This window comes from Prauserella endophytica (assembly GCF_005146945.1).
GTDB lineage: Bacteria > Actinomycetota > Actinomycetes > Mycobacteriales > Pseudonocardiaceae > Prauserella_A > Prauserella_A endophytica.
This window is the reverse complement of record NZ_SWMS01000001.1, coordinates 188,273-199,769: the sequence shown is the minus strand read 5'-3', so window position 1 is coordinate 199,769 and position 11,497 is coordinate 188,273. Positions and strand designations below refer to the sequence as shown.

The 11,497-nt window shown below is 70.0% G+C and carries 13 protein-coding genes; 6 read left to right on the top strand and 7 right to left on the bottom strand.

The features are described from left to right. Positions 1-128 precede the first annotated feature (128 nt). The 4 genes from FCN18_RS01075 to FCN18_RS01060 all read left to right on the top strand — a co-directional run bounded on the left by FCN18_RS01075 (position 129) and on the right by FCN18_RS01060 (position 4,540). The gene (locus FCN18_RS01075; RefSeq protein ID WP_112265649.1) at positions 129-311 is read left to right on the top strand and encodes a hypothetical protein; all 183 of its coding nucleotides are present in this window, start codon (positions 129-131) and stop codon (positions 309-311) included. A gap of 133 nt (positions 312-444) precedes the next feature. After that, positions 445-2,256 (top strand): NHL domain-containing thioredoxin family protein, encoded by a 1,812-nt coding sequence (locus FCN18_RS01070; RefSeq protein WP_137093307.1) that lies wholly within the window; start codon positions 445-447, stop codon positions 2,254-2,256. Between the two features lie 70 nt (positions 2,257-2,326). Next, the gene (locus tag FCN18_RS01065; RefSeq protein WP_199543389.1) at positions 2,327-2,620 is read left to right on the top strand and encodes a GroES family chaperonin; all 294 of its coding nucleotides are present in this window, start codon (positions 2,327-2,329) and stop codon (positions 2,618-2,620) included. 24 nt (positions 2,621-2,644) lie between these two features. Next, on the top strand, positions 2,645-4,540 hold the full coding sequence (locus FCN18_RS01060; protein ID WP_228713546.1) for a VanW family protein: 1,896 nt from the start codon (positions 2,645-2,647) through the stop codon (positions 4,538-4,540). Here the strand turns inward: FCN18_RS01060 and FCN18_RS01055 are convergent. The 5 genes from FCN18_RS01055 to mug all read right to left on the bottom strand — a co-directional run bounded on the left by FCN18_RS01055 (position 4,537) and on the right by mug (position 9,268). Then, positions 4,537-5,259 carry a leucine-rich repeat domain-containing protein gene (locus FCN18_RS01055; protein ID WP_112265645.1) on the bottom strand — a complete coding sequence of 241 codons (723 nt, stop codon included), beginning with the start codon at positions 5,257-5,259 and terminating at the stop codon, positions 4,537-4,539. The genes FCN18_RS01060 and FCN18_RS01055 overlap by 4 nt on opposite strands. 15 nt (positions 5,260-5,274) lie before the next feature. After that, the gene (locus tag FCN18_RS01050) at positions 5,275-5,556 is read right to left on the bottom strand and encodes a GlsB/YeaQ/YmgE family stress response membrane protein (RefSeq protein ID WP_112266703.1); all 282 of its coding nucleotides are present in this window, start codon (positions 5,554-5,556) and stop codon (positions 5,275-5,277) included. A gap of 138 nt (positions 5,557-5,694) precedes the next feature. Then, positions 5,695-7,539 (bottom strand): acyl-CoA dehydrogenase, encoded by a 1,845-nt coding sequence (locus FCN18_RS01045; RefSeq protein WP_112265643.1) that lies wholly within the window; start codon positions 7,537-7,539, stop codon positions 5,695-5,697. A 168-nt stretch (positions 7,540-7,707) separates the two neighbouring features. Beyond that, positions 7,708-8,496, bottom strand: a complete 789-nt coding sequence (locus FCN18_RS01040) for a LuxR C-terminal-related transcriptional regulator (protein WP_112265641.1) — start codon at positions 8,494-8,496, stop codon at positions 7,708-7,710. 226 nt (positions 8,497-8,722) lie between these two features. Continuing rightward, the gene (mug, locus tag FCN18_RS01035; protein WP_112265639.1) at positions 8,723-9,268 is read right to left on the bottom strand and encodes a G/U mismatch-specific DNA glycosylase; all 546 of its coding nucleotides are present in this window, start codon (positions 9,266-9,268) and stop codon (positions 8,723-8,725) included. A gap of 43 nt (positions 9,269-9,311) precedes the next feature. Between mug and FCN18_RS01030 the strand changes: the two genes are divergently transcribed. Further along, positions 9,312-9,665, top strand: a complete 354-nt coding sequence (locus FCN18_RS01030; protein WP_137092819.1) for a VOC family protein — start codon at positions 9,312-9,314, stop codon at positions 9,663-9,665. A gap of 133 nt (positions 9,666-9,798) precedes the next feature. Here FCN18_RS01030 and FCN18_RS01025 read toward each other — a convergent pair whose 3' ends face one another. Further along, positions 9,799-10,527, bottom strand: a complete 729-nt coding sequence (locus FCN18_RS01025; protein ID WP_137092817.1) for a VanZ family protein — start codon at positions 10,525-10,527, stop codon at positions 9,799-9,801. A 153-nt stretch (positions 10,528-10,680) separates the two neighbouring features. On the opposite strand from FCN18_RS01025, the gene FCN18_RS01020 reads away from it, so the two are divergent. Beyond that, a complete protein-coding gene (locus tag FCN18_RS01020) occupies positions 10,681-11,022 on the top strand; it encodes an MmcQ/YjbR family DNA-binding protein (protein WP_112265633.1) in 342 nt (113 codons plus the stop codon). Here the strand turns inward: FCN18_RS01020 and FCN18_RS01015 are convergent. Beyond that, entirely contained in the window at positions 10,979-11,470 is a 492-nt protein-coding gene (locus FCN18_RS01015) for a protein-tyrosine phosphatase family protein (protein ID WP_137092815.1), read from the bottom strand. The genes FCN18_RS01020 and FCN18_RS01015 overlap by 44 nt on opposite strands. Positions 11,471-11,497 lie beyond the last annotated feature (27 nt).

Below are 11,497 nucleotides of genomic sequence, written 5' to 3'. Positions count from 1 at the left end.
GCGCCGCTGCGTTTGATTCCACGCAGTGAAGGTGGCCTTCACTGCGGGCGGGCGGGCGGCGCGTAACGCGGGCGTGTTCGGGGGCGATGTGGGGGTGTCGTCCCAGTCCCCAGCGGAAGACAGCATCCATGCGAATCGCCACCTCGATCGCCGTTTCGAGCGTCACCGCGGTCGCCTTCGCGGCCATGGTCGCCGGCTGCGGGGGCGAGAGCCCCGACACGTCGTCGCCGAAGGTCTGGCAGACCGGTACCCGCACGCCAACCGTCACGCTCACCGAACCGGCGGGCGGACCCACTCGAGATCGCACCTGAGGTGCGCGAACGACCATCTGAAACGGCCTCTTATTACATACCCCGCTCGGGTGGATCACACCCCCCGGACGGAAGCTGGGCAACGCGTGTCGCGTTCACTTGAGGTGTGAGTGCCCCGACGCTGCGCCAGAACGTGCGCGCACCCGAGCTCGCCGGTGACACCTGGCTGAACACGGGTGGCAAGAAGATCAAGCTCGCCGAACTGCGCGGCCGGATCGTCCTGCTCGACTTCTGGACCTCCGGCTGCATCAACTGCCTGCACGTCCTCGACGAGCTCCGCCCGCTGGAGCAGGAGTTCGCCGACGTGCTCGTGACCATCGGCGTGCACTCCCCGAAGTTCCTGCACGAGGGCGAGACCGCCGCCATCGAGGCCGCCGTCGAGCGCTACGGCGTGCACCACCCCGTGCTGAACGACCCGGACATGACCAACTGGCAGCAGTACGCCGTGAAGGCGTGGCCGACGCTCGTCGTGGTCGACCCCGAGGGTTACGTCGTGCACGTCGCGGCGGGCGAGGGTCACGCCGAGGCGCTGCGCCGCGTGGTCACCGAGCTCGTCGCCTCCCACGAGGCCAAGGGCACGCTGCGCCGAGGCGGTAGCCCGTACGTGCCCGCCGAGGTCGAGAGCACCGAGCTGCGGTTCCCGAGCAAGGCCGTGGTCACCGCAGCGGGCCGTGTCCTGGTCGCCGACACCGCCAACCATTCGATCGCCGAGTTCGCCTCCGACGCCGAGACGCTCGTGCGCCGCTTCGGCAGCGGCGAGCGCGGCGCGGCCGACGGCGCGTTCGACGTCGCCTCCTTCGCGGAGCCGTCCGGCCTGGCGCTGCTGCCCGGGGAGGTGGCCGAGCAGGTCGGCTACCACCTCGTCGTCGCCGACACCGCCAACCACCGCCTGCGCGGCGTCGACCTGCGCACCGGCGGCGTCATCACGGTGGCGGGCACCGGCGCGCAGTGGCGGGACGGCTCGGACTCCGGCCGCGCGCTGGACGTGGACCTGACCAGCCCGTGGGATGTGCGCTGGTGGGACGCCGCGGGCGGCGTCGTGGTGGCCATGGCGGGCAACCACACGCTGGGGCTGTTCGATCCGGCCGCGGGCACCGTGAGCCGCTTCGCGGGCACCACGGTCGAGGGCCTGCGCGACGGCAAGGCCGCCGAGGCGTTCCTCGCCCAGACCTCCGGCCTCGCCGTGGGCAGGGACCGGCTGTGGTTCGTCGACGCCGAGACCTCCGCGCTGCGCTGGATCGAGCCGTCGGGTGACGACTTCACGGTCTACACGGCCGTCGGCACCGATCTGTTCTCGTTCGGCCACCGCGACGGCAAGGCCGCGCAGGCACTGCTGCAGCACCCGCTCGGTCTCGCCGTGCTCGGCGACGGCTCGGTGGCGATCGCCGACACCTACAACGGCGCGATCCGCCGCTACGACCCCGCTTCCGGCGAGGTCAGCACGCTGGCGAGCGGCCTGGCCGAGCCGGCCGGGCTGGTCGTCACCGACGCCGGGGTGCTCGTGGTCGAGACCGCGGCGCACCGGCTGCGGCCGCTCGACGCCTCGGCGGCGGGCCAGGTGGACGGCGAGGCGCTCGCCGTGCGCAGGCCCCCGACGGTTCTCGCGCCCGGTGCGCTGGACTTCTCCGTGGTGTTCGTGCCACCGCCCGGCGAACGGCTCGACGACCGCTTCGGCCCGTCCACGCGGCTGGAGGTGAGCGCTTCGCCTCCGGGCCTGCTCGCCGAGGGCGAGGGCAGCGGCACCGAGCTGACCCGCACCATCAAGCTCGCGGAGGGCTTCGGTGAGGGCGTGCTGCAGGTCGTCGCTCAGGCGGCCAGCTGCGACAGCGACGCGGAGCACCCGGCGTGCCGCGTCACCCGGCAGGACTGGGGCGTCCCGATCCGCATCGATCCGGACGGAGAGCGCAGCCTGCGCCTGGTGATGGCCGGAAACCCGGCCACCTGACGGACGTAGCATTAGCTCCGTGTCAGACAGCAGGAACCCCGTCGCGCCGGATGCCAAGCTCGAGATTCAGATGTTGCACGATCGGGTGCTCGTCCGGGTCCCGGTGGACGAGGGCGAGCGCCGCAGCAGCAGCGGCATCGTGATTCCGGCAACGGCTCAGGTCGCTCGCCGTCTCTCCTGGGGAAACGTGCTCGGCGTGGGGAACAATGTACGGAATGTGAAGGTCGGCGACCGGGTGCTGTTCAACCAGGAGGACCAGCTGGAGGTGGAGATCCAGGGTGACGCGTACCTGGTGATGCGGGAGCGCGACATCCACGCCATGGCCAGCGAGCGGGCGGAGCACGGTACAGGCTTGTACTTGTAGGCGTACGTCGGTGGAGGGGGTCGAGTGCGGGAGGAACACTTCTGGCCTGACTGGGACACCGATCCCATGCCCAAGGCGGCACCCCAGGCCTTCTCTGCGTACCCCCAGGTGGGCAACGACGACGAGCTCATCGAGGAGCTCCTCCAGCCCGACGAGCCGCGCAGGCCGCCGCCACCCACCACCGGCAAGCGGGTCCGGCGCGGCCTCGGCAGGGCCTTCATGCTGGTCGGGGGCGCCGCCGTGGTGTTCGTGCTGCTGTACGCGGCGGACCTCTTCCTCAGCGCGGGCGACGTGCCTCGCGGGGTCACCGTCAGCGGCGTGGACGTCGGCGGGCTGACGCCGTCCGCCGCGGAGGACACGCTCCGGCGGGAGCTCGAACCACGCCTCACCGAGCCGCTGACGGTGCGGGCCGGCGACGTGGAGACCACGCTGGAGCCGGAGAGCGCCGGGCTCAGCCTGGACTGGCGGGCGACCGTCGACCGGGCGGGCAGCCAGCCGCTGAACCCCTTCACGCGCATCGCGTCGTTCTTCACCTCTCGCGAGGTCGGCGTGGTCAGCAAGGCCGACGACCAGACGCTACGGGAGGCGCTGCACGCACTCGCCGACAAGCGGATCGACTATCCGGTGGTGGAGGGCGACATCGGCTTCCACCGCGTCGGCGGCGACGACGAGGGCGGGGTCCGCCCGTTCGTCGTCCGGCCGCAGGCGGGCCAGCGGCTCGCGGACGTCGACGGCGCCATGGCGATCGTGAAGAAGGGCTGGCTCAACGATCGCGTCGTTGAGCTGCCGGTTGCGGTCACGTCTCCGCGGGCGACGATGGCCGGCGTGCAGGCCGCGCTGGAGCGGACGCGCCCGCTGGTATCCGGCCCGGTGACGCTGCGCGGCGAGGGCAGGACGGCCGTGCTCACACCGAGGAACGTCAGCGCGGCCCTGCGCTTCACCCCCGCCGAGGGCGGTGGGCTGAGCATGACCCTCGACCGCGCGCCGCTGCAGGAGGTGGTGCGGCCCCAGCTCGCCGGCACCGAGAGGGAGGCACGGGACGCCGAGCTGCGCTTCGTGGGCACCTCGCCGGAGATCGAGCCGTCCGAACAGGGCACGCGGATCAACTGGGAGCGCACCTTCGCGCCGTTCCTCGACGTCGCGGGCAAGCGCGAGGGACGGGACCTGCCCGTGGTCTACGACGTGCGCGAACCGGAGGTGACCACCGAGGCGGTGCGGGGGCTCGGCGTCAAGGAGGTCATCGGCGAGTTCAGCACCAGCGGCGTCTCCGGGCCCGCCGCGCGCAACGTCGCGGCGATGGTCGAGGCCGTGCACGGGACACTCGTGCGCCCGGGCGAGACGTTCAGCCTCAACGCGCACACGGGCGCCCTCACGGCGTCGAAGGGCTATGTGCTCGCGCCCGCGAACGAGGACGGCACGGGCGCCGACGTGCTCGGCGGCGGTGTCTCCCAGTTCACGAGCACGCTCTACAACGCCGTCTACCTCGCGGGCCTCGCCGACGCCGGGCACACCGCGCACGAGCACTTCGACGACCGCTACCCGCTCGCGCGCGACGCGATCACCCTGCGCTCGGACGGCTCCCGGGTCGACTTCGCGTTCACCAACAACCTGCGCAAGGCCGTGGGCATCACCGCGACCGCGGGCGGATCGGGCGTCACCGTGAAGATCTGGGGCACCCGGCAGTACCGCGTCGAGAGCTCCACCGCTGATCGGACCGACTTCGAGCGGCCCGAGGTGCTGCGCGAGCGGCGAGAGGGCTGCGTGCCCTCGGACGGCGAGTTCGGCTTCACGGTGTCGGACACGCGGGTGCGCTACGACGTCGCGACCAACCGGGAGGCCGGCCGCGAGACAACGGAGGTCCGTTACGCCCCGAGGCCGGTGGTGATCTGCCTGCCACCGCCCGACCGGGACCGCCGCTAGCGGAGCACCACGCAGTCGTTCGCCTCCAGCTCCGGCAGCCAGCCGGGTTCCCGCAGGTCCCGGTTCCAGCGCAGGTCGAGTTTGGCGAGCTTGGGCAGGCCGAGCAGCGATTCGGGCAGCTCGCGCAGCCCGTTGTCGCGCAGGTCGAGCGTTCGTAGGTCGGTGAGCTTGCCGATGGTGTCGGGCAGCCTGCTGATGCGGTTGCCGCGCAGGTGCAGCTCCCGCAGAGCGGTGAGCTCGCCGATCGACTCCGGCAGCGCGGCGAGCCGGTTGTGGTAGAGGCGCAGCTCCCGCAGCGCGGTCAGGCCGCTGACGGCCTCGGGCAGCTCGGTGAGCGCGTTGTCTGTGGCGCCGAGGTAGCGAAGCCTGTGGAGCTTGAACAGGGACTCCGGAAGCGAGACCAGCCGGTTGTCGCTGAGGTACAGGTACTCGGTGAGGTTCGGCAGCTCGCCGATCTCGTCGGGCAACGACGTGATGGCGTTGTGGCCGATGTCGAGTGTGTGTACCCGCGACAACCGGCTGATCCGTGGGGACAGGTCGGTCAGATCGTTGTCAGCGAGGATCAGCACGCGCAGCTCGCGGAGGTCCCACAGCCAGTCCGGAACCGTCGTGAGGCGGTTGCGGTAGACGTTCAGCTCCCTGAGCCCGGTGAGTTCCCTGACCGAGTCGGGAAGCCGGCTGAGTCCCTTGCCCGCGAGGTCCAGCGCGTGCGTCTCCACGATGGACCACTCTAGCTAGGTACGCAGGCGTTTCCTGTTCTTGCCGTACAGGCCGGCAACCAGCGAGACGCCGATCGCGGCGATGCCGAGCTGGGTGATGAACTCAAGCCAGTCCCATCCATCGGTGTCGGCGTAGCCGATCCCGCGCGCGATCGCGGTACCGAGGAACGCCGCGGCGATGCCGACGAGGATCGTCAGCCAGATGGGGATGCCCTGCTTACCGGGAGCGATCAGCCGGCCCAGCACGCCGAGTAGCAGGCCGACCAGTATCGCGGAGATGATTCCCGAGACAGCCATGGTCTCCACTCCTGTTCCGTGTCAACGAATGACCACACAGGAGTACCCAACTGATCCCCTGGTAACCGCCCGTAAACGCACCCAAGGCCACCTTTGGTGCGTTGAACGCACCAAAGGTGGCCTTGGGGAGCGTTGCCGTCAGAACGCGGCTTCGGGGACGTCCATCAGGTCGTTGTCGGCGGCCTCGACCACCGCGCGGCGAGCGGTCAGCTCCGGCAGCACGCTCTTGGCGAAGAACGACGCCACCGCCACCTTGCCCTGGTAGAACGCGGTGTCCTTGGCCGACGCACCGCCGTCGAGCTTGGCCAGCGCGATCTCGGCCTGCTTGAGCAGCTGCCAGCCGACGAGCAGATCACCGGCCGAGAGCAGCAGCCGCACGGTGTGCTGGCCCACCTTGTAGGTGTTGCGGACGTCCTCCTGCGAGGCCGTCAGGTAGCCGATCATCGAGCCCAGCATGCCCTGCACGTCGTCCAGCGCCTGCTTGAGCAGCGCGCGCTCGTTCTTGAGCCTGCCGTTGCCCGCTTCCGACTCGATGAACTTCGTGATCTCCCCCGCGATGTAGGTGAGGGCTTTGCCCTTGTCGCGGACGATCTTGCGGAAGAAGAAGTCCATCGACTGGATGGCCGTGGTGCCTTCGTACAGCGAGTCGATCTTCGCGTCGCGGATGTACTGCTCGATCGGGTAGTCCTGCAGGAAGCCGGAGCCACCGAGCGTCTGGAGCGACTGCACGAGCTGCTCGGTCGCCCGCTCGGAGCCGACGCCCTTGACGATCGGCAGCAGCAGGTCGTTGACGCGCTCGGCCAGGTTCAGCGACTCCTCATCGCCCTCGCCGGTCCAGATCTGGTCCTGGAACGACGCGGTGTAGAGGTACACCGCCCGCAGGCCCTCGGCGTAGGCCTTCTGCAGCATGAGCGACCGGCGCACGTCGGGGTGGTGCGTGATGGTGACGCGCGGAGCGGTCTTGTCGAGCATCTGCGTCAGGTCGGCGCCCTGCACGCGCTCCTTGGCGTACTCGAGCGCGTTGAGGTAGCCGGTGGACAGCGTCGCGATGGCCTTGGTGCCCACCATCATGCGGGCGTACTCGATGACCTGGAACATCTGCGCGATGCCGTCGTGCACCTCGCCGAGCAGCCAGCCCTTGGCGGGCGTGCCGTGCTGGCCGAAGGTCAGCTCGCAGGTCGTGGAGACCTTGAGGCCCATCTTGTGCTCGACGTTCGTCACGAAGGCGCCGTTGCGCTCACCCAGCTCGCCGGTCTCGGAGTCGAAGTGGAACTTCGGCACGAGGAACAGCGAGAGGCCCTTGGTGCCCGGCTTGGTCTCGATGCCGGGGCCCTCGGGGCGGGCGAGCACCAGGTGCATGATGTTCTCGGTCATGTCCTGGTCGGCGGAGGTGATGAAGCGCTTGACGCCCTCGAGGTGCCAGGAGCCGTCCTCCTGCTTAACGGCCTTGGTGCGGCCCGCGCCGACGTCGGAGCCCGCGTCGGGCTCGGTCAGCACCATCGTGGCGCCCCACGCGCGCTCGATCATGATGCGCGCCCAGCGCTTCTGCTCCTCGGTGCCGTTCTTGTCGACGATCATGGCGAAGTTCGGGCCGGCCATGTACATGAACAGCGCCGGGTTGGCGCCGAGGATCAGCTCGGAAGCCGCCCACTGCACCGTCGGGGGCAGGCCGAAGCCGCCGAGGTCGTTGGTGAGGCCGATGCGCCACCACTCGCCGTCCCACAGCGCCTGGTAGCTCTTCTTGAAGGACTCCGGCAGGGTCGCGGAGAAGGTCTTGGGGTCGTAGACCGGCGGGTTGCGGTCGGCGTCGGCGAAGGACTCGGCGAGCGGTCCGACGGCGAGGTTGTTCAGCTCGGACAGCACGCCGCGGGCGGTCTCCTCGTCGGACTCCGCCAGCACGCCCTTACCGAGGCGTTCCTGTACGCCGAGCACCTCGAAGAGGTTGAACTCCAGGTCTCGGACGTTGCTCTTGTAGTGGCCCATGTCGTCGCTCCGTACGGGTCGTTCGGGTTTCCGGCTGGGCACTCCTCGATCGGACATCACTGCCCTACTCGCCGGTAACATCAAGAATATTACCTGCAAGTAACCCTCGGCAAGGCAGCTCGCCCATTTGTGACGAAGAGATCGCCTAGTGCCTTCCGGCGGGGGGCACTAGGTAGGCCCGTTCTGGACGGGTGGCGAGAGGACCTCGCGGGACGCGCCGAGTGAGTCGTCGGCCTTGGCGATCAGGATTCCGCTGCGAAAAGCCGTGGTCACGGCATGGGTGCGGTCCTTGGCCGACAGCTTCCGCAGGATGCTCTTGACGTGAGTGCGCACGGTCTCCACCGACAGGAACAGGACCTTCGCGATGGCGGAGTTCTCCAGCCCTTCCGCCACGAGCTGCAGCACCTGGTACTCCCGGCGCGACAGCGGCATCTGCGGCCGGTGCGCCGCACTCATGGCCTGCCCGTTCGTGGTCGGCGGCTGCCGCTTGGGCCGCGCGGTCAGCGCCGCCAGTGACGGGTCGATGTAGCGGCGGTCGACGTGCGCCCTGCGGATCGCCTCGGCCAGCCGCCTCGGCTCGGCCGATCGCAGCAGCACCCCGTGCGCCCCGGCCGAGACCGCTGTGGAGAGGAACTGGGCCGTCCGCTGCGCCTCGCGCACCAGCACGACGATGACCAGCGTCGGGTCGCCGTCGCTCAGTAGCCGGATCAGGTGGCAGTGCGGGTCGAACCCCGAGTCGACGATCACGATGTTGGGGCGGAGCTGCTCGCACAGCTGCAACGAGGCGTGGTGGTTGGTGGCGTAGCCGACCCAGCGCAGACCCGGTGTGCGACTGATCAGCGCGTTGAGCCCCTCGCGGAAGATCGGCACCGGATCCAGTGCCGCGACGGTCAGCGCGCGGGTCCCCGCCGCGCCGAGCGCCGGGCCTGGCCTGCCCCTGTCCATGCTGTGCGTCATTCGTACTCCGTCTCCAACGCGCCCCGCTTCTGGAACGCGCTCGCTTGCCGTGAACACGGCCCCCCTTGAGGTCGCCCCGTGTCCTCCGGTGCTGGGACGCGTTGATAACAACCTCGTGACGCTTTGGACGACCATTCAATTAATCCATGACGGAGTTTCCCCCAGTCGGGGGGCTCTCACTTGGCTGAGCTGCGCCTATGTGCCGCCTGGTGCACGCGACCCTGGGTCACCGCGCGGCGGCGCGCAGTCGCGCGAACTCCTCGGCGAGCTTGGCGGGCGTCCAGTGCGCGTTGAGCCCGCTCGGGTTGGGCAGTAGCCACACCGGCACGCCGCTGACCTGCTCTTCCTGTGGGCCGACCACGGCCTTGGGCCTGCCGAACGCGGCCCGGTACGCGGTGATTCCGACGACCGCGAGCCAGCCGGGGCGGTAGCGGGCTACCTTCCTGGTGAGATCTATGCCACCCGCGCGCAGTTCCTCAGCGGTGAGCTCGTCGGCCCGCGCCGTGGTTCGCGCTACGAGGTTGGTGATGCCGAGGCGAAATCCGAGCAGCTCGGCCTGCTCGCTCGGCGCGAGCAGGCGGGGCGTGAAGCCGCTGCGATGCAGGGCGGGCCAGAAGCGGTTGCCCGGCCTGGCGAAGTGGTAGCCGGTCGCCCCCGAGTACAGGCCCGGGTTGATCCCGCAGAACAGCACACGCAGACCCGGCGCGATGACATCGTCGATGGTGCGGCCATGCGCCGCGGCGAGCTGCTCCCTCGTCGGCCGTTGCGGCATGAAAAGGAGTGTGACCGCTTGGGCGCTGTGGTACTCAGTCGCCATGCCTGCGCGGGTGCTCGCCATCGCTGTTGACTGTGCCGACGCGGAGCGCCTCGCCGCCTTCTGGCGCGAGGCGCTCGCCTATCCGGAGCCGCGCCGCTGGCGCGACGCCGACGGTGTGGAGTACGTGGAGCTCGACGGCGACCCGCCGTTGGTCTTCCAGCCGGTGCCCGAGGAAAAAGCGGGCAAGAACCGGCTGCACCTCGATCTGGCGCCCGCGGAGGGCGATCAGTACGTCGAGGTCGAGCGGCTCATCCGGCTCGGAGCCGCCGTGCTGGCCGACGAGGAACGCCATCCGTGGGTGGTGCTCGCCGACCCCGAGGGCAACGAGTTCTGCGTCCTGCCGCGCCGCTGACCAGCGAGGGTGGCGCGAACCACACTTGATTGCGTACTCTGTGTGATCCGCCGCACACGACGCATCAAGGGGGATGGCGTGCAACTGGCATGGGTCATCGGCCTCGCGGTGCTGTTCCTCACGGCCGCCGCCTTCACTGTCGCGCTCGAAGACCGCCGGGCCGCGCGACGGCACGCGCAGCGTAGGCAGGCGAGGTTGGCTCGGCTCGGTGAGGTCGACCCGCTCGCACCGGCACGGTTGCAGGCTCGGCTGGGGCAGCGCCCGCAGAGCTGACGGCGCGCGACGGCCCGCGCAGCGCTACGAACAGCGCGGCGGCGATCCAGCCGAGCAGCGCGCCGGCCGTGTTGCTCATGAGGTCGTCGACGTCGAAGATCCGGTAGACCTGCGGCGCGGTACCGAAGTTGGCCGTCACCTGCGTGAACTCGATCAGCAGCGAGGCGCCGAAACCGAGCAGCACCGTGCGGGCGGCGCCCTGGCGCCACAGCATCCTGGCGAAGATCCCGAGCGGCACGAACAGCAGCACGTTCATCGCCAGCTGCTGGAAGGTCTGCGTGAACAGGGCGGCCGAGGCGGGCTCGTGGTGTTTCGCCAGCTCCGTGCCGATGTCGGTGACCCATTGGAAGGGCACGAGCTGCACCGTCTGCGCGAGCGGCGGGGTGCCGGGGCCGGGCAGCGGGAGCAGCACCACCGCGACGGCGAGGCACGCGTAGAGCGTCACCCCCGCCGTCACGGCGATGCGCTTGGGCAACACGCGGCCGAAGCGCGCGTACTGCGTCAGCACCTGTGGAACGAGCAGAGTGCCCCACACCACGAGAAAGCCGAGCAGCCCGTATCCGAGTGCCGTTTGCTGTGCCCAAGTCATGATCTCAAGCTATGGCTCGCTGACCTGCGTTGACCTCGGTCGAAGGGCCGCTGATCTACTGCCGCGTCGGCCATTCGGCCGATGGCCGTCCGGCCGGATGGCGAGTTCCCATTTCACCAAGACCCGGTGAGGGAACCGGCGGAGAATCGGCGCATGCCGACGTGGGAAGACGTGGTCGCCATCGCCATGAAACTGCCGGAAGTCGAGGAGTCGACGTGGTACCGCACGCCCTCGCTGAAGGTCGCGGGCAAGGGTTTCGCCCGCCTTCGCGCCGAGGCGGAGGGCGGATTGGTGCTGATGTGCGGGCTCGACGAGAAGGCCGCCCTGCTGGAGTCCGGCGACCCGGCGTTCTACACGACCCCGCACTACGACGGGTACGGGGCGATCCTGGTGAACCTCGAGCTCGTCGACGCCGGTCAGCTGACCGAGCTGATCGAGGAGTCCTGGCGGCTCAAAGCCCCGGCCCGGTTGCGGAAGGCCCTGGACGGCGGCTGAGTTCGGCGTTGCGGGCGAACCAGCCGATCCAAGCGCGTTGCCATGGCGCCTCTACGGCCCAGCGGTGGTAGTGCTTGCGCGTCCACATGAACGCCTCGCGCGGGGTCAGCCCGCCGAGGGTCGCCATGCAGGCGATGGCGGTGCCGGTGCGGCCGATGCCGCCGTGGCAGGCGACCTCTACGGCGGCGCCCGCCTTGGCGCGCTCGTGCAGGGAGACGATGCTCGCGGCCGCAGCGCGCCAGTCCGAGGGCAACCACCCGTCCACCCACTGCACCCACTCGTGTTCCCAGGGCAGCGAGGCGCCGTGGCGGCGGCGCAGGATATGGGCGCCGAGGTAGAGGCCGAACTCGGGCGGCGGGCCGCCGGGCCAGGCCTTGCCGAGGCCTCGCCCGCGGACCCAGACGCCGTCCGGCAGCCGGGTCGCGCCGATCAGTGCCGCGCTCGCCATGTCCCGATTATGAGAAATGCCGGAAGA

Excerpts from the sequence above, each read along its gene's own strand:
- FCN18_RS01015 (WP_137092815.1), bottom strand. The coding sequence starts at position 11,470 with ATGGCGAGCGCGGCACTGATCGGCGCGACCCGGCTGCCGGACGGCGTC.
- FCN18_RS01020 (WP_112265633.1), top strand. The coding sequence starts at position 10,681 with ATGCCGACGTGGGAAGACGTGGTCGCCATCGCCATGAAACTGCCGGAA.
- FCN18_RS01075 (WP_112265649.1), top strand. The coding sequence starts at position 129 with ATGCGAATCGCCACCTCGATCGCCGTTTCGAGCGTCACCGCGGTCGCC.
- mug (WP_112265639.1), bottom strand. The coding sequence starts at position 9,268 with ATGCCGCAACGGCCGACGAGGGAGCAGCTCGCCGCGGCGCATGGCCGC.
- FCN18_RS01025 (WP_137092817.1), bottom strand. The coding sequence starts at position 10,527 with ATGACTTGGGCACAGCAAACGGCACTCGGATACGGGCTGCTCGGCTTT.
- FCN18_RS01030 (WP_137092819.1), top strand. The coding sequence starts at position 9,312 with ATGCCTGCGCGGGTGCTCGCCATCGCTGTTGACTGTGCCGACGCGGAG.
- FCN18_RS01040 (WP_112265641.1), bottom strand. The coding sequence starts at position 8,496 with ATGACGCACAGCATGGACAGGGGCAGGCCAGGCCCGGCGCTCGGCGCG.
- FCN18_RS01065 (WP_199543389.1), top strand. The coding sequence starts at position 2,327 with ATGTTGCACGATCGGGTGCTCGTCCGGGTCCCGGTGGACGAGGGCGAG.
- FCN18_RS01050 (WP_112266703.1), bottom strand. The coding sequence starts at position 5,556 with ATGGCTGTCTCGGGAATCATCTCCGCGATACTGGTCGGCCTGCTACTC.
- FCN18_RS01045 (WP_112265643.1), bottom strand. The coding sequence starts at position 7,539 with ATGGGCCACTACAAGAGCAACGTCCGAGACCTGGAGTTCAACCTCTTC.